Origin of the sequence: Arenibacter arenosicollis (genome assembly GCF_014397245.1) — a bacterium.
In the GTDB taxonomy this organism is placed as follows: domain Bacteria; phylum Bacteroidota; class Bacteroidia; order Flavobacteriales; family Flavobacteriaceae; genus Arenibacter; species Arenibacter arenosicollis.
In genome coordinates this window covers 117,119-134,781 of record NZ_JACLHY010000002.1, presented here as the reverse complement: position 1 = coordinate 134,781, position 17,663 = coordinate 117,119, and the positions used below count along the sequence as shown (strand labels likewise).

The following is a 17,663-nucleotide window of genomic DNA, read 5'->3' as shown; positions in this document are numbered from 1 at the left end:
ATTTTATTTTTCATTGGACGGTTTTCCAATTGTGGCTAATATGCCTCCATCTACATAGACTATTTGTCCATTAACAAAATTACTTGCCTTGGAACTCAAGAAAATGGCTGCGCCTTGTAGGTCATCTGGGTCACCCCATTTCCCCGCTGGTGTTCTTCCCACAATGAAATCGTTGAAAGGGTGTCCATCTATTCGTATAGGGGCTGTCTGTGCCGTGGCAAAATAGCCAGGTCCAATTCCATTGACCTGAATATTGTGTTTTGCCCATTCCGTAGCCATATTCCGGGTCAACATTTTTAAACCACCTTTGGCAGCGGCATAGGCCCCTACGGTGTTTCTGCCCAATTCGCTCATCATGGAGCAAATGTTAATTATCTTACCTTCTTTTCTGGCAATCATTCCCTTGACCACGTGTTTGGATACGATAAATGGACTTACGAGATCTACTTTTATGACATCTTCAAAATCGGAGACCTCCATATCCTCAAGGGGAATTCTTTTGATAATTCCGGCATTGTTGACCAAAATATCAATATGCCCAACTTCCTTTTCAATTTTGGATATATTTAGTTTGACTTGGTCCTCTTTGGTAACATCAAAAAGATAGCCATGTGCCTGTAATCCTAAAGCCTTGTATTCTGCAACAGCATTGTTCAGCTTTTCTTGGGAGGAGGCTCCATTAATGACCAGTGTTGCACCTGCCTTACCAAGTCCAATGGCCATAGCTTTGCCCAAGCCATGGGTAGCACCGGTAATAAGTGCTGTTTTTCCAGTTAAATCAAATAGGTTTATTGACATCTTTATACGTTTGAAACTGTTATTTTAAGTCTTGTATTTTACAGTGGTCCATGTCGCCATAGTCCAAATTCTCACCGGCCATTCCCCAGATAAAGGTGTAATTGCTCGTTCCTGAACCGGAGTGTATGGACCATGGTGGAGAAATTACAGCTTCATTATTGGCCATCCAAATATGTCTTGTTTCTTGGGGTTGTCCCATGAAATGACAAACGGCCTGATCTTCTGGAACTTCTAAATAGAAATAAACTTCCATTCTTCTATCGTGTACGTGTGCTGGCATCGTATTCCAAACGCTTCCAGGTTTTAATTCTGTCATTCCCATTTGAACTTGACAGGTCTCTACCAGACTGTTAACGATCAATTTTCTTATTGTTCTGGCATTGGCAGTCTCCATGGAGCCCAACTCTACGATTTCCGCGTCTGCTTGACTAATTTTTTTCGTTGGATAAACCTTATGTGCAGAAGTGGAGTTTAAATAAAATTTGGCTGGTTTTTCGGCACTGTTGCTGCTAAATACAACATCCTTATTTTCCTTTCCAATGTACAGGGCCTCCTTGTAATTTAAATCATATTTTTTACCATTAACAGTGACAGAGCCTGATCCTCCTACATTGATAATTCCAATTTCCCTTCTTTCCAAAAAATAATCCGATTTTAAAGGATCTATGGTGGTTAGTTTTAATGAAGTTTTGACTGGTGTTGCCCCACCTACTATGTATCTGTCAAAATGGGTGTATACCATATTAATAGTATCGGCTTCCATTAAATTCTGAATTAAGAACTCCTTTCTTAAGCCTTCTGTGGTTAGTTCCTTAGTCTCTTTTGGAGAGCAAGCATATCTAACTTCGTAATTGTTTTTCATGACTATATATATCTAATAATTAGTTTCAACGCTGGTGGGGAACTATGGGCTTCTTTTGTATTTAGATTGTAAATATATTAAAAATATCCCAAAAATACAATCGATTGTATTTTTGAATTTGTATATTTGAGGAAGTTAATATACTCTTTATTCATGAAAAATAAAACTACTATTCATGATATTGCCAAGGCATTGAGCATTGATGCCTCTACTGTATCGAGAGCATTGAACAATAGTCCGAGGGTAAACCAAAAAACCAAGGATAGGATATTGTCAAAGGCAAATGAGTTAGGGTATCAACGTAATTTATTGGCTTCCAATCTCCGCAAAAACAAGACCAATACCATAGGTGTGATCGTGCCAAGAATATCGCGACATTTTTTTTCATCGGTAATTTCAGGTATAGAGGAAGCTGCCTATGATGCGGGATATAATGTGATTATTTGTCAGTCCTTGGAACAGTTGAAGCGGGAACGGGATATTGTAGGAACCTTATTGGCCAACCGGGTTGCTGGAGTGCTGTTATCTGTTTCGATGGAAACTAATGACTACGACCATTTATTGAATATGAAAAATAATGGTACACCTTTTCTTTTTTTTGATAGACATTGTGATATAGAAGGTATTAGTAGTGTACTAATTGATGATGTTCAGGGTGGGTTTGATGCTACTGAGCATCTTATTTTAAATGGGTGTAAAAACATAGGTCATTTCTCCGGCCCCCAAAAATTGTCAATTTATAAAAATAGACTGGCGGGATATATAAAGGCTTTGGAAAAATACAAAATTCCATATAGACCAGAGTTGGTACTCCGATCGAGTCTAATGGAAATTGACGGTACGGAAGGAGCGAAAACCTTGCTTTCTTTGCCCCACAAAATAGATGGACTGTTTTCAGCCAATGATATTGCTGCCATAGGGGCAATGAAGTATTTTAAAAATGAAGGTATTCGAATTCCTGATGAGATTGCTATTGTAGGATTTAGTAATGAACCTATTTCGGAAGTAATTGATCCCTCTTTGACCACAATTGATCAGCCTGGGTTTCAAATAGGTCAAATCTCTACAAAACTGTTATTGGAAGAAATAAATAAATCATCCAACTTAAAAAAAGCCAATAAAACTATTCTGAAGTCTTCTTTAATAGAACGCGATTCGTCTAGAAAATGATATTTAAAGCCTTATATAACATCTTTTATATGTTTAAATACAATACCAATAAATAAAATTAATAGCTCATGAAACTACTCTTCGCATCTGTTCTTATTTGTTTGGCAAGTTGTCAAAATTTGTCTAAAAATAAAAATAGTACAGTAGATAGCAAGGTTACCGCCAAGCTTAGTTCCTTTGATCTTAATAAGGAAATTAAAAACTGTGAGGCCCAATTAAACCAAGCGGTTCCTAAACTTACTGATCTGTCCAAACATCCACGATTGATCGAAACCAATGAAACTGAATGGAAAGAAATATCTAATGGGAGATTGGTGTGGACTTCCGGATTTTATCCTGGGATTCTTTGGTATATGTACGATCTTACCAAGGAGGAAAAATGGAAAGCGGAAGCTATAAAAAGGACAGAAGTTTTTGAGGATTTTAAAACGATCAATGAACATCATGATATTGGGTTTATGATGTTTCCGGCCTATGGCAATGGATATATTTTTGGAGACAAAAAGGAGTATAAGGACATTCTTCTAACCTCCGCTGAATCCTTGGCCAGTAGGTTTAACCCAAAAGTGGGAACTATACGATCATGGTCCAATAAAATGCATCCACGTTGGCAGCAGCATATTACCATAATCGATAATATGCTTAATTTGGAACTATTGTTCTGGGCCGCTAAAAATGGTGGTAGTAAGGAATTTTATGATATTGCCGTAAAACACGCCGAGACCACAATGGAAAATCATTTTAGGCCAGATTATACTTCTTGGCATGTTATTGAATATGATTCTATAACCGGAAAAGTATTGAACAGACATACCAAACAAGGCTATGCAGATGATAGTCGTTGGTCCCGGGGACAGGCATGGGGGATTTATGGATATACTATGGTGTATAGGGAGACAGGAGATAAAAAATTCTTGGAGTTTGCGGAAAAGTTAACGGATAAATATCTGGAACTACTTCCGGAAGATTATATACCTCATTGGGATTTTGATGTTCCTAATTTAGAAAATGAGGAACGTGATGCCTCTGCAGCTGCTATTGTAGCTTCCTGCCTGTTGGAGCTAAGCACTTTGGTAGAAGACAAAATGAATCAGGAGCGGTATTACAATGCTGCTATGCGCATGATGGAATCCTTGAGTTCAGAGCAATATTCTGGAGTGGGGAAAACAGATTCCTTTTTAGTACATTCCACGGGAGCTAAATCCTTAGGCCATGAAATTGATGTGGCCTTGATTTATGCAGATTATTATTATATAGAGGCGTTGGACAGACTGCAAAAAATGGCACATTCTAAATAGTCTATCACTTAACGGCCAGTTAGCCTAGGTTAACTGGCTGATTAGTAATTGATTTAATATTTTGTACAATATTCTCCATAATCATTTTGGCATGTATCCTTGAGTTTTCTATAAACCATTTATGGGTTTCCATTCCTCCACAGATTACTCCCGCCAAATATAAATTCTCAATATTGGTTTCCATGGTTTCCGGATTATACTGTGGAAGTCTTTTCTCATCTTTGGATAATTGGATTCCTATTTTTTCCAGAAAACTAAAATTGGGCATATAACCCGTAAGGGCCAATACATAATCATTTTTTAAACTTATGGTTCCAGTTGGTGAATTCAGGATAATTTCATCTTCTGTAATTTCCTTTACCACACTATTGTAATAGACTTTGATGCTCCCTTCCTCAATTCTATTTATAATATCCGGTCTTACCCAATATTTTACACGTTGGCCCACCTCTGGTCCACGAATGATCAAGGAGACTTCCGCTCCTTTTCTATAACATTCCAGAGCAGCATCTATGGCTGAATTGCTTGCCCCAATGACCGCTACTTGCTGGTTGGAATAAAAGTGTGGATCCTTGTAATAATGCGTTACTTTTTTTAAATCTTCCCCAGGTACATTCATTTTGTTGGGGATATCATAGAAGCCTGTTGAAATGATTACATTGGTTGATTTATAAGTACTTTTTTCGGAGACAATGTTAAAATACCCGTCAATTTTATTGATTGAATTTACTTTTTCAAAAAGGGAAATATTTAATTGGTTAGAGGTGACTATTCGCCTATAATATTCCAGGGCCTCATTTCTTTTCGGTTTCGCCTCAATGCTGATGAAAGGAATTTCATCAATTTCCAATTTTTCCGAAGATGAAAAGAACTGCATGTTTAACGGATAATTATAAAGTGAATTAACGATACATCCCTTTTCAAGGATTATATACGACAATCCTTTTTTTTTAGCTTCCAATCCACAGGCAATCCCAATTGGCCCACCTCCAACAATTACAACATCCCAAATCTTCATTATCCTATAATTTTTTTAAGTTCCTTAATTGTTTGGGTTGGGTCATCGCTTCTAAAAATAAAGCTTCCAGCCACCAAAACATCTGCACCGGCATCTATAAGTTGCTTTGCGTTTTCAGAGGTAACACCACCATCGATTTCTATAAGAGTATGTGCACTTTTTCTATCTATGAGTTCTTTTAAGGCCCTTATTTTTTCGTAGGTGTTTTCAATAAATGATTGTCCGCCAAATCCTGGGTTTACGCTCATGACACAAACAAGGTCAATGTCATTTATAGTGTCTTCCAACAAGTTGATATTGGTATGTGGGTTTAACGCTACACCAGCCGCCATCCCTTCGGCCTTTATAGCCTGCAATGTGCGGTGTAGATGCGGACAGGCTTCGTAGTGAACGGTTAAATTATTGGCGCCCAGTTCGGCAAAGGTCTTGATGTAGCGGTCCGGGTCAACAATCATTAAATGCACGTCCAAAGTTTTTGTGGCGTGGGCTGCAATTGCTTTAAGGACTGGCATGCCAAAAGATATGTTGGGTACAAAAACACCATCCATAATATCTATGTGGTGCCAATCGGCATCACTGTGGTTAACCATTTCAATATCTCGCTGTAAGTTGGCAAAATCGGCTGCCAATAGGGAAGGGGCAATAATCTTTTCGTCCATTACTTTAACTCAAATTAATTCTACAAAGGTAATAAAATGATATGGTTTAAGGGAATAGGGGTAAGTGTTTGCGCATTGTGTTTACCTCGCTGTTTTTAGGTAAATGCACTATCAATACCAACGCTTCTTTTTCTTTTTGGATGCTACGGATTTCCTTCCTTTCTTGTGTTTGCTGCCTTGTTTTTTGTGTACTTCCGGTTTGGCCTTGGGATCTAGTGGGTAAGGATGGTCTTCAACAACTTCAATGTGCTTCTGCATCAGTTTTTGAATAGTTGACAAATATCCTTTTTCATCCGCAGAACAAAAGGCATAGGATGTCCCGGTGTTACCTGCCCTTCCCGTTCTTCCTATACGGTGAACATAAGTTTCTGGTATGTTGGGAAGGTCAAAGTTGATAACGGCGTCCAGATCGTCTATGTCCAATCCGCGTGCCGCAACATCAGTAGCCACTAAAATGTTGGTCTCTCCTTTCTTGAATTTCCCTAAGGCTTCTTGGCGCTCGTCCTGGGACTTATCGCCATGTAAACTTCCTGCCTTGAAATTATTGTTCAGGAGTGTTTTTTCCAATTTATCCACTCCGAATTTTGTACGTCTAAAAATAAGGATATTGCCTTTTATTGTATTTCTCAGTAGATAAAGGCACAATTCTATCTTATCGGGTTTTGGGGTATAATATAATAACTGATGTACGGTAGCTGCTGCCGAAGAAGTAGGCGTTATGGCCACTTTCTTGGGGTCTTTTAAAATATTATCCGCCAATTGAACCACTTTAAAAGGCATGGTGGCAGAAAACAACAAAGTTTGCTTTTCCTTAGGACATAATCGCTCTATTTTTTTAACGTCATCTATAAATCCCATATCCAGCATTAAGTCCGCCTCATCCAAAACTAAAGTTTCTACATAATCCAAATTAACCACATCCTGCTTGTGCAGGTCCAATAATCTACCTGGGGTTGCCACTAAGATATCCACTCCCTTTCTTAAGGTGGATATTTGCGGTTCTATCCGTGTTCCACCATAAATAACGGCCGAGGTTAAATGGGTGTGCTTGCCATAATCTATAAAACTCTCATGAATTTGTGATGCCAACTCCCGCGTAGGACTAATTATTAAGGCTTTTATTTTTTTACCTTTTTCAGAAGTTTCCTGCTTGTCAAATAACAGTTGTAATATGGGAAGGGCAAAAGCGGCTGTTTTTCCCGTTCCTGTTTCGGCAGAGGCAATAATGTCATTTTTCTGTAAAACTAATGGAATGGCGATTTCTTGAATAGCAGTGGGGTCGTTATAGTTCATTTCTGCGACCGCTCTCAAGAGATGTTTATTTAGCTTTAATTCTTTAAAATTCATATGGATACTAGTTTTGGCAATGATGAATACAAAGGTAAGGTAAATTCAGGCTTAACCCTTTGTATGAATTTATCTCTAAGCTGCTAATTGTAAAAAACAGTATATCAGCTCGCTAAAGTCTGTCCTCAATGAATAATGTTAAAATTAAATACTATAAAATTGGCTTAACCTTAACTAAGGAAATTTAAATGGAAAAAGGTAATTTATTAAATTTAGAATTGTTTTGTTTCTTGTTCAATGGTGAATTCAATCAGTGAAATGTAGATGAAAGCATTCTTCGAAAATCCTAATTATTAAAATAGTTGGGTGAAATATGATCACAATGTCCCCCTTTTTATAAGATTTTAATTAGATCGTAATTAAAATCAGCAAAACACAGATGTGGAAAGGCGTTTATATTCCATTGTGAAATTGAAATGGGTAATGCCATGGAAACTCCTTTCCTGATAATTATGAAGTTGAGAATTTGGTTCACTTCAAGATATACTTCGATGTAATTGATTAATCTAAAATGTAATTTATTATGGAAAAAAGGAAAATTATTGCTGTAGTAGGGGCTACTGGGGCCCAAGGTGGCGGATTGGTCCGCGCAATCTTAAAAGATGGTAAAAAGGAATTTGCTGTAAGGGCAATAACCAGGGATGTTAAGTCAAAAAAAGCCCAGGAATTAAAGGAATTGGGAGCTGAGGTGGTAATGGCCGATCTGGACGACAAGGATAGTATTGTTAAGGCTTTTAAAGGAGCTTATGGGGCCTATTGTGTAACTTTTTTTTGGGATCATTATTCTCCCGAAAAGGAGATGGAGCAAGCCAAAAATATGGCACAAGCGGCCAAAGAGGCTGGATTGAAACATGTAATTTGGTCCACTCTTGAAGATACGCGTAAGTGGGTTCCATTAAGTGATAATCGAATGCCAACCTTAATGGGGGATTATAAAGTGCCCCATTTTGATGGCAAAGGAGCCTCGAACACCTACTTTGAACAAAGTGGTGTGCCCTATACTTTGCTGCTAACTTCGTTTTATTGGGACAATTTTATATATTTTGGCTCAGGTCCTGCCAGGGGGATGGATGGTAAATTGTGGATAACCATGCCTATTGGCAGTGCAAAGCTACCAGGGATTGCCGCTGAAGATATAGGTAAATCTGCTTTGGGAATTTTTAAGGCCGGTAAAAAGTATCAAAATAAAACAGTAGGCATATCCGGTGAGCATCTAACAGGGAACGAAATGGCTGAAGCTTTTACAAAGGTATTCGGAATTGAAATTGGTTTTAATGATATTCCTGCAGATGATTACAGGAAATTGGGATTTCCCGGTGCAGATGATCTAGGAAATATGTTTCAATTTAAAAATGAATTTGAAGATGATTTCTGCGGGGCCCGTGATGTAAATTTCACCAGGGAATTAAATCCCAGTTTGATGCCCTTTAAAACGTGGTTGATCAAAAATAAAGGGCTATTGGAATCTGGTATCAAGGGAGAGGCCGCTATGGCATGATCTGGAATTTGGTAACATATTGCTATAGTTATTAAAAGGAGAAGCATTGATAATTCAATGCTTCTCCTGTTGTTAATATGGTCTATTTGGCTTGTAGTTGGATGAAGTGTTTTTAATGAGCAACTAAATTACCATTGTACTCATAATGCAAGGGTAGAATGTTAGGCTTTGTTTTGGGGATTTGTAATTTTTCTAAAATCGGCATTAGTGTTTTTCCAAATGCTTCAAAACGCTCTGCCGATTCCCAGATATCAACAATCAACATTCCATTGGAAACAGGTGCACCATAGTGATGCAGCAATCCTTTAGGGTGGGCATGACCAGCTTTTCTGATTTCTACCCAACATTGGTCGTACTGTTTCGTGGTCATTCCACGAAAGTCAAATTGAACTACAACTTTTTTCATAGTACCTATATTTTTTCCTACTCGTGTGGCTTTTCGGTTACGCCCCGTTTTTTAAAGGGGTAGCTGGACTCCTCTTTTTTCTATATTTTATCAATAAAAACATATGCAGAAAGCTTAATTGGAGGGGGAAAATTGGAGGTTAAAAAAAAAGAGTTTGGTAGGTGGGTTTATGTGATTTTAGTAACCTCATTATTAATGATTTAAACTAAAAATAACATTTAAAGTTACTGAATAGATTTTAGGGTAAGCTGTTAATTGTGATATACTTAACGTGTTGAGGGAATCTGTTTTTAAGGTTTACAACGTTAATAGACCATGACTCCTTAAGGTCTGTAAAGGTTTGGAATACCAGAACAATTCAAAATCTTCAAAGTGTGATTCGAAATCGGTTTTAAGCTGGCCAAAGGTGATGGTTTTTCCTTTTGGGTCCGATAAATGTCCCAAAGTTTCCCTTAGCCATTCCCCTTGTTTATTATCTACCGTTATGGAAATAGCGCCAACCTTGTCGTGAAAGGTCAATTTTAGCAATTCCCAGGTAAGTCCTTTTTTAGATTTTGTAAGGGTCTGTGCAATAGGGGTACTTCCCAACCAAACTATTTTGGCATTCGGTTTGGTCGTTAAAACTGGTTCTTCAAGCAATGCCTTTTCTATGAAATTGGGCGAAATTGTGGTTTTTGGAATTTTGAAATCGAACCACTCCTGCAAGGGGTGATCAAAACAAATTCCGTGCATAAAGTTAAAGAGCGATTTTTTTAATCCGAAACTAAAGCGTTCGTGATCAATACCGGTAGTATCCGTGAACTGGATATCATTATTGGCAAATGTTATGGGTTGATAGTCGGGTATTATGTGGTAATCAGAGGGGTTGAGGCCCACCGGACTATGTGCCGTCAAGGCAAATTGATGCCAAAAACCGGATTGCAGAATACCAGCTTGAAACATTTGGCGTACCATTTCCAGACTGTCCACCGTTTCTTGGACGGTTTGGGTGGGGTAGGCGTACATTAGATAACAATGAACCATAACGCCCGCTTCGGTAAAATTACGGGTCACCTTGGCCACCTGTTCCACGGTAACCCCTTTCTGTATCAAGGCCAACAATCGGTCCGAAGCCACTTCCAAACCACCTGAAACGGCAATGCAACCTGATGCCTTTAATAATAGGCAGAGGTCTTGGCTGAAGCTTTTTTCAAATCTAATATTGGTCCACCATGTAACGATCAATCGGCGATTTATTATTTCAAGCGCCAAGGCCCTCATTAAGGCTGGGGGTGCTGCTTCATCCACAAAATGAAATCCACGTTCACCTGTTTGTTCTATGAGTTCCTCCATGCGGTCCACTAATAGTTTGGCAGCAATGGGCTCATAGATTTTTATGTAGTCCAAGGAGATGTCGCAAAAGGTGCATTTTCCCCAATAGCAACCATGTGCCATGGTAAGTTTGTTCCATCTGCCATCACTCCACAGACTGTGCATTGGATTGGCGATTTCTATAACAGAGATGTACTTATCCAATAAAAGATCGGAATAATCAGGAGTGCCCACCTCACTTTGTTTGTAATCTGTCCTTGTAGATAGGTTATTGTAAAATACGGCCTCGTCCTTGATTAAAAAGGTTCTTTTGAATTCGGCAGTACTGTCATTGGAATTGTGCTCTTTGCAATGGGCCGCTAAAAGTTCCAATGGCACTTCGCCATCATCCAAAGTAATATAATCAAAGAAATCAAAAACTCGGGTATCAGAAACCGACCTCAATTCCGTGTTCGGAAATCCCCCGCCCATAGAGACCTTAATCTTCGGAAAGTTTTGTTTTATAAATTGGGCACATCTAAAAGCGCTGTATAAATTGCCAGGAAAGGGCACTGAAAAACACACCAGTTTAGGATTTACCTTAATCAACCTTTCTTGTAAAAGGCTTAAGGTGATCTGATCTATATATGTGATTTTATTTTGCAGATGACTGTACAATTCATCAAAGGAGTTGGCACTTCTTCCCAATCGTTCCGCATACCGACTAAATCCAAAATTTTCATCAATACATTCTACTATAAAATCGGACAGGTCTTCAAGGTATAAGGTTGCCAAATGTTTGGCCTTATCCTGATTGCCCATGGTGCCAAAGGCCCATTCCAAATCGTCCAATTGATCAAATCTCGCTGCTTGAGGCAAAAAATTAGGAGTGCATATTTGTCTGGCAAATGTGCTATTGTGTCCCTGCAAAAAGGAAATAACGGAATCTATGGTTTTTAAATATTCCTCTTTTAAGGCATATATTCTTTGGCTATTGTCGGAGATTATTGAATTGTTTTTATGGGCTAGGTCAAAGATTTCCTGCAATCCGCCTTTTGAAAACAGTTGTAAAATAACTTCAATGCCCAAGTCGATTTGAAAACCGCTAATTCTTTTGGTGTTTAAAAAACCCTTTAAATATGCCGTGGCCGGATAAGGGGTGTTCAATTGTGTAAAGGGAGGGGTTATTAGAAGTAGGTCTTTGGCCATTGCAATATTATGGATTATGGTACAAAGATAAGGGGCTTTCTAGTAATAGGCTTGATGCGTAGGGAATGCAATTGCAATAAATCAAGTTTTTTGCTTTAAAATAGTGTAACAAATAGTGTAACAGTATTTTTAGTTGGTCGTATAAACGAAAAAACTCCGGTAATCAGCCGGAGTTTATTCATCAATCAAAAAACGAACAGTCATGATAACTGTTGTTACTGTCCACAATTTACGATTTTTGCACTAGCATTCCAATGGGGATAGGCGTTTGCGCAAAAATTTTAATTGTTTGGGTTAACCAAGATATGTTTTTAGGATTTTGCTCCTTGAGGTGTGTTTCAACCTTCTAATAGCCTTCTCCTTTATTTGACGAACTCTTTCCCTGGTTAGGTCAAAGGTTTCGCCAATTTCTTCCAATGTCATAGAATGTTGCCCTGCCAATCCAAAGTATAAACGAATAACATCCGCTTCCCTTGGGGTTAAAGTTTCCAAAGCTCTCTCTATTTCGGTCCTAAGGGATTCGTGCAACAATTCCCTGTCTGGGTTGGGCGACTCCCCACTACGCAATACGTCGTAAAGGTTGGAATCCTCACCGTCAATCAAAGGCGCATCCATGGATACATGACGACCTGAATTTTTAAGGGACTGTTTTACATCCTCAACGGTCATGTCCAATTCTTTGGCAATCTCTTCCGCAGAAGGTTGTCTTTCATGGGCTTGCTCCAAGAAGGCGAACGTCTTATTTATTTTATTGATAGACCCAATTTTGTTCAATGGTAATCTTACAATACGCGACTGTTCGGCCAAGGCTTGTAAGATAGACTGGCGTATCCACCATACTGCATAGGATATAAATTTAAACCCACGCGTTTCATCAAAACGTTGTGCAGCCTTAATCAAGCCAAGGTTACCTTCGTTGATCAAATCGGGAAGTGTTAAACCTTGGTTTTGGTATTGCTTTGCAACGGAAACCACAAATCGTAAATTGGCCTTGGTCAATTTCTCAAGTGCAAGTTGATCACCGGCCTTGATCCGTTGTGCCAATTCTACTTCTTCATCTGCTGTAATTAAATCGACCTTACCAATTTCTTGTAGGTATTTGTCCAAAGAAGCAGTTTCTCTATTGGTAACCTGTTTTGTAATTTTAAGCTGTCTCATCGAAATTTTTTCTTTCTAAATTATGTGCATTAAGCATAAGCTGCATTAGGTTATACGTTCAAAAGTTAGAAATGTTACAAATGGTCCCTTTTATTTTACTTTTTTAGTTGAAATGCATGAAAAAAGCCACGTTCTCCCTTAAAAAAGGATTCAACGTGGCTTTTAGTTTGTGACTGTTATTTAAGAACTAGTCCCTTCTTGGCTTGCGATCTCTATCTCTATTTCGATCGTTGCCCCTGTCATTTCTACCGCGATCTTCTCGTGGTGGTCTTTCCTTAAAACCTTCAGGTTTTGGCAATAAAGCTTTACGGGATACTTTTTCCTTTCTTGTTCTTGGGTCTACACCGAAGTACTTAACATCAAAAACATCTCCCATATTTACCACATCGGAAACATTTTCGGTACGTTCCCATGCCAATTCAGATACATGAAGCAATACTTCGTTACCTGGAGCGTCCAAATATTCAACTACGGCACCAAAATCCAACATTTTAATTACCTTAACTTCGTATGCGCTGCCCACTACTGGTTTAAACAATAAAGAATCGATTTTGGCTAGTACCATATCAATACCTTCTTGCGAAGTACCTAGAATTTCCACAATACCTTCTTCTGTAACTGGATCTTCATTGATAACAATCGTTGTTTTGGAAGTTTTTTGTAATTCTTGGATTACCTTACCTCCAGGTCCGATCAATGCTCCAATAAACTCACCAGGAATAACTCTGGTGACCATTTTAGGTGCATGTGATTTAACATCTGCATTTGGAGCAGCAATGGTTTCAACTAGTTTACTTAGGATGTGTAAACGACCAGAGCTAGCTTGCTTTAAGGCATTGACCAAAATTTCATAGGACAATCCTTTTACCTTAATGTCCATTTGACAAGCGGTAATACCATCTGCAGTTCCAGTGACCTTAAAGTCCATATCACCAAGGTGATCCTCATCTCCAAGGATATCGGATAATACAGCGTACTTTCCTGTTTCGCTATCGGAAATTAATCCCATGGCAATTCCGGAAACTGGTTTTTTTAATTGAACCCCGGCATCCATTAAGGCCATTGTCCCGGCACATACAGTGGCCATTGAAGATGAACCGTTGGATTCCAATACTTCAGAAACTACACGTACAGTATAAGGACATTCATCAGGAACCATACCTTTTAAGGCGCGTTGGGCCAAATTACCGTGTCCTACTTCCCTACGTGATGTACCTCTAATAGGTCTTGCTTCTCCTGTTGAGAAGGGAGGAAAGTTATAATGTAAATAGAAAGTTTCTTCCCCTTCAAAAGATGGCATGTCTATTTGGTTGGCTTCTCTGGAAGTCCCCAAGGTAACCGTAGCCAATGCTTGTGTTTCCCCACGGGTAAAAATAGCAGAACCGTGTGTAGAAGGCAAATAATCAACTTCACACCAGATTGGTCTAATTTCATCTGTTTTTCTACCATCCAAACGAAGTCCGTCGTTTAGGGTAAGATCTCTTACTGCGGCTTTTTCTGCCTTGTAATAATATTTGGAAACCAAATCTCCAAAATCTGCCAATTCCTCTTCGGAGAAAGTAGCCTTAATTTCCTCTTTTATAGCATCGAAAGCTGCGCTTCTCTCATGTTTGGCTGAACCAGCTTTGGCTATGGCATATACTTTGTCATAAGCCATATCGTGGATTTTCTTTGCCAAATCTGCATCCTCTCTTTCAGCATCGTATTCACGAACCTCTTTTCTGCCAAATGCTTCAGCCAACCTTAGCTGAGCAGCACATTGTACCTTAATGGCATCATGTGCAAATTTAATGGCTTCCACCATTTCCTCTTCCGAGATTTCTTTCATCTCACCTTCAACCATCATTACAGAATCAGCTGAAGCACCTATCATCATATCAATATCTGATACTTCTAATTGAGCACGCGTAGGGTTAATAATAAATTTACCATCTACACGACCTACTCTGGCTTCTGAAATAGCACATTCAAATGGAAAATCTGAAAGTTGGATAGCTGCAGAAGCTGCCAATCCTGCCATAGCATCGGGCATTACATCGTCATCATGGGACATTAATTGGATCATTACCTGAGTTTCTGCATGGTAATCCTTTGGGAAAAGTGGACGTAAAACTCTGTCTACCAATCTCATGGTCAATACCTCACCGTCACTAGGTCTTGCTTCTCTTTTGAAGAAACCTCCAGGGTAACGTCCAGATGCAGCAAATTTTTCACGGTAATCTACCGTTAGTGGAAGGAAATCCACATCACTTTGTTTGTAATTGGAAACTACTGTACATAACAACATACATTTTCCAGATTGTACAACAACAGAACCATGGGCCTGTTTTGCCAATTTTCCGGTTTCGATAGAAATTTCCCTACCGTCTCCAAGGTCAATGACCTCTTTAAATACTTTTGGTATCATAAATACGAATTAAAACCTGTGTCGTTACAGGTTTGTTAAACAATGGTCTTTCGTCTGTTATAGACGACGTTGTTGTGTTGTAGTTGTGTGTTGTTGACCAATGAAAAACTATGTGCAAGCTTTTTGTTTTGCCCAATGGAAACCCTTTGGGACTTTACAATAATACGGTAAATTGTAATATTGATATTGTAAAAAAGGGGAAAAGTTAACTTTTCCCCTTTTTGTAATTTATTTTCTAATTCCTAATTCTTTAATTATAGCACGATATCTAACAATATCTTTTTTAATTAAATAATCTAGAAGAGATCTTCTCTTACCAACCAGTTTCACCAATGAACGCTCCGTGTTGAAATCCTTACGGTTTCTTTTTAAATGCTCGGTCAAATGATTAATTCTGTGGGTGAACAAAGCAATTTGTCCTTCAGCAGAACCTGTGTTTTTTTCTTCCCCGCCGTGTTTCTTGAAGATGTCGGCTTTTACTTCCTTAGTTAAATACATTCCAATATTATTTTAATGATTTTTATGTACATGATTGATTTTCAATCAGGGCGCAAAGATAGACTTTTTTTTAGAAACCTTGAGTAAACATAATGTTTTTTGAAAGGTAGATTAAACTTTTTGACTTAATCACCGTCAAATTAATAAATGTTAATGAAATGTTATAATGAAATGAGCGGTAAACGATCGTATTAATAAGCTAGCTATATAATCGCGAATGACATATGACTTTTTGAAAAACAATTAAATTTAAAATCATGAAAAAAAGACTGATAAAAATGAGCATTAAAGGAATAGCGCTAATGGTTGTATTGGTGATGGGTTCCTGTGACAATGAAGATTCCACTACTATTGATGAGGGATCCTCTATAGAAGTGGTAGAACTTGTAGCCAGCGATGAAGCGGATTTAATTTCAGAAGAAATTGCCAACATTGGAGAAGATGTTTATGCTACCGAAGAGATCAGAGCAACATCAAAAGCGTTCTTTATTTCCAATTACCTACCGGACTGTGTTACCATAACTACGGTGATTGTCAATGGCAAAAAGGAAACTGATATAGATTTTGGAGAGGGCTGTGAGCTGCCCAATGGCAATTTGTTAAGTGGGATTATCCATTTGAGTTATGAAAAGGAGGTAGACATGGCAACTAAAACCATAAGTCTGTCCTTGGAGAATTTCACCTTTAACGAAGTGGCTGTTGAGGGTGGTGCCAGTTTGGATAGAAAACGGTCCAATGACAATGGCAATCCAGAATCCCATGCTGTTGCCAGTTATAATGGCGTATGGCCAGATGGAAGTGCTGCCAGTTTTACGGGTGATAGAACACGGGAATGGATAGAAGGTTATGGTTCGGGATTTTGGGCTGATAATGTATTCCTTATCTCTGCTCAAGGTACTTACACTGGTAAAACGGGGGATGTTTACTCCAGGGAAACCATTAGTCCATTACGCAGGGAATTATCCTGCAGATTTTTGGTCAGCGGGGTGGTAGAGGTGTCTAAAAATGATACTTCGGTTAGTCTCGATTTTGGGGATGGCACTTGTGATGCCAAAGGCATGCTTACATTTCCCAATGGAGAGACCAAGGAAATATTCTTAAGAAGGTTCAACAAGTAAAACGAGTTCAAAAAAAAGGCCCTGATTTACTTAACAGGGCCTTTTATACTTATCCTCTAACTGGATTGTTTTCTATTAAATCTATATAAAGATTGATTTTCTTTTTAAGATCTCTTCGATGGACTATAAAATCTAAAAATCCATGTTCCTGTAGAAATTCAGCGGTTTGAAACCCTTCTGGCAATTCTTTACCAGTAGCTTCTTTAACAACGCGTGGGCCGGCAAAACCGATCAATGCCCCAGGTTCAGAAATATTTATATCGCCCAGCATGGCATAGGAAGCAGTAGTTCCGCCCGTGGTTGGATCTGTACAGAGTGAAATATAAGGGATGCCAGCATCAGCAAGCTGTGCCAATTTAGCAGATGTCTTGGCCAATTGCATAAGTGATAATGCGGCTTCCATCATACGTGCACCTCCAGATTTGGAAATCATTACAAAGGGAATTTTCTTTTTAATAGCATAGTCTATACCTCTTGCAATTTTCTCACCTACCACACTACCCATAGAACCGCCAATAAAGCTGAAATCCATACAGGCAATGACTACATCTTTACCAAGTGATTTGCCCACTGCAGTCCTAACGGCATCTTTAAGTCCAGTTTTTGCCTCTGCTGCCTTTAAGCGTTCAACGTACTTTTTCGTGTCCTCGAACTTTAAGGGATCTTTGGAGGACAATTTGGCATCCAACTCGGTAAATTTGTTTTTGTCGAATAGAATTTCAAAATATTCCTTACTACCAATTCTAACATGATAATCATCCTCTGGGCTAACATAATAATTCTTTGCCAACTCATCGGACTCAACAATTTTACCCGTTGGTGATTTATACCAAAGGCCTCTTGGAGTATCCTTTTTCTGATCGGTAGCGGTTTGTATTCCTTTTTCCTTTCTTTTGAACCAAGACGACATAAGTTTTCTTTTAGGGT

At 38.7% G+C, this 17,663-nt stretch carries 15 protein-coding genes; 4 read left to right on the top strand and 11 right to left on the bottom strand.

The window, feature by feature from the left end; genetic code table 11:
* Positions 1 to 3 precede the first annotated feature (3 nt).
* Both H4O18_RS03650 and kduI read right to left on the bottom strand, forming a co-directional pair.
* Positions 4 to 798: a gluconate 5-dehydrogenase gene (locus tag H4O18_RS03650; RefSeq protein ID WP_187581754.1), complete on the bottom strand. Its 795-nt coding sequence runs from the start codon at positions 796 to 798 to the stop codon at positions 4 to 6.
* Positions 799 to 817: 19 nt separating this feature from the next.
* Positions 818 to 1,660, bottom strand: coding sequence for a 5-dehydro-4-deoxy-D-glucuronate isomerase (kduI, locus tag H4O18_RS03645; RefSeq protein WP_187581753.1), 843 nt, complete (start codon positions 1,658 to 1,660; stop codon positions 818 to 820).
* A 153-nt stretch (positions 1,661 to 1,813) separates the two neighbouring features.
* On the opposite strand from kduI, the gene H4O18_RS03640 reads away from it, so the two are divergent.
* Both H4O18_RS03640 and H4O18_RS03635 read left to right on the top strand, forming a co-directional pair.
* Positions 1,814 to 2,830: a LacI family DNA-binding transcriptional regulator gene (locus H4O18_RS03640; RefSeq protein ID WP_187581752.1), complete on the top strand. Its 1,017-nt coding sequence runs from the start codon at positions 1,814 to 1,816 to the stop codon at positions 2,828 to 2,830.
* Between the two features lie 68 nt (positions 2,831 to 2,898).
* Positions 2,899 to 4,128, top strand: a complete 1,230-nt coding sequence (locus H4O18_RS03635) for a glycoside hydrolase family 88 protein (RefSeq protein ID WP_187581751.1) — start codon at positions 2,899 to 2,901, stop codon at positions 4,126 to 4,128.
* 19 nt (positions 4,129 to 4,147) lie between these two features.
* Here the strand turns inward: H4O18_RS03635 and H4O18_RS03630 are convergent, their stop codons facing one another.
* The 3 genes from H4O18_RS03630 to H4O18_RS03620 all read right to left on the bottom strand — a co-directional run bounded on the left by H4O18_RS03630 (position 4,148) and on the right by H4O18_RS03620 (position 7,152).
* The gene (locus H4O18_RS03630) at positions 4,148 to 5,146 is read right to left on the bottom strand and encodes a YpdA family putative bacillithiol disulfide reductase (RefSeq protein WP_187581750.1); all 999 of its coding nucleotides are present in this window, start codon (positions 5,144 to 5,146) and stop codon (positions 4,148 to 4,150) included.
* Positions 5,146 to 5,805 carry a ribulose-phosphate 3-epimerase gene (gene rpe, locus H4O18_RS03625; RefSeq protein WP_187581749.1) on the bottom strand — a complete coding sequence of 220 codons (660 nt, stop codon included), beginning with the start codon at positions 5,803 to 5,805 and terminating at the stop codon, positions 5,146 to 5,148. The genes H4O18_RS03630 and rpe overlap by 1 nt, the downstream gene beginning before the upstream one ends.
* Positions 5,806 to 5,916: 111 nt before the next feature.
* Complete coding sequence (locus H4O18_RS03620; protein ID WP_187581748.1) at positions 5,917 to 7,152, bottom strand: DEAD/DEAH box helicase; 1,236 nt, start codon at positions 7,150 to 7,152, stop codon at positions 5,917 to 5,919.
* A 523-nt stretch (positions 7,153 to 7,675) separates the two neighbouring features.
* Between H4O18_RS03620 and H4O18_RS03615 the strand changes: the two genes are divergently transcribed.
* Positions 7,676 to 8,650, top strand: a complete 975-nt coding sequence (locus H4O18_RS03615) for an NmrA/HSCARG family protein (protein ID WP_187581747.1) — start codon at positions 7,676 to 7,678, stop codon at positions 8,648 to 8,650.
* Between the two features lie 112 nt (positions 8,651 to 8,762).
* On the opposite strand, the gene H4O18_RS03610 is transcribed toward H4O18_RS03615, so the two are convergent.
* The 5 genes from H4O18_RS03610 to rpsO all read right to left on the bottom strand — a co-directional run bounded on the left by H4O18_RS03610 (position 8,763) and on the right by rpsO (position 15,618).
* Positions 8,763 to 9,056 carry a hypothetical protein gene (locus tag H4O18_RS03610; RefSeq protein ID WP_187581746.1) on the bottom strand — a complete coding sequence of 98 codons (294 nt, stop codon included), beginning with the start codon at positions 9,054 to 9,056 and terminating at the stop codon, positions 8,763 to 8,765.
* 297 nt (positions 9,057 to 9,353) lie between these two features.
* Positions 9,354 to 11,555, bottom strand: a complete 2,202-nt coding sequence (locus H4O18_RS03605) for a B12-binding domain-containing radical SAM protein (protein ID WP_187581745.1) — start codon at positions 11,553 to 11,555, stop codon at positions 9,354 to 9,356.
* Positions 11,556 to 11,849: 294 nt separating this feature from the next.
* Positions 11,850 to 12,713, bottom strand: a complete 864-nt coding sequence (locus tag H4O18_RS03600; RefSeq protein ID WP_103440424.1) for a sigma-70 family RNA polymerase sigma factor — start codon at positions 12,711 to 12,713, stop codon at positions 11,850 to 11,852.
* A gap of 187 nt (positions 12,714 to 12,900) precedes the next feature.
* Positions 12,901 to 15,120, bottom strand: a complete 2,220-nt coding sequence (locus H4O18_RS03595; protein WP_187581744.1) for a polyribonucleotide nucleotidyltransferase — start codon at positions 15,118 to 15,120, stop codon at positions 12,901 to 12,903.
* Between the two features lie 228 nt (positions 15,121 to 15,348).
* Positions 15,349 to 15,618: a 30S ribosomal protein S15 gene (rpsO, locus tag H4O18_RS03590; protein WP_187581743.1), complete on the bottom strand. Its 270-nt coding sequence runs from the start codon at positions 15,616 to 15,618 to the stop codon at positions 15,349 to 15,351.
* 257 nt (positions 15,619 to 15,875) lie between these two features.
* Here rpsO and H4O18_RS03585 point away from each other — a divergent pair, with 257 nt between their 5' ends.
* Entirely contained in the window at positions 15,876 to 16,736 is an 861-nt protein-coding gene (locus H4O18_RS03585) for a hypothetical protein (RefSeq protein ID WP_187581742.1), read from the top strand.
* A 49-nt stretch (positions 16,737 to 16,785) separates the two neighbouring features.
* Here the strand turns inward: H4O18_RS03585 and accD are convergent, their stop codons facing one another.
* On the bottom strand, positions 16,786 to 17,646 hold the full coding sequence (accD, locus tag H4O18_RS03580; protein WP_187581741.1) for an acetyl-CoA carboxylase, carboxyltransferase subunit beta: 861 nt from the start codon (positions 17,644 to 17,646) through the stop codon (positions 16,786 to 16,788).
* Between the last annotated feature and the right edge of the window lie 17 nt (positions 17,647 to 17,663).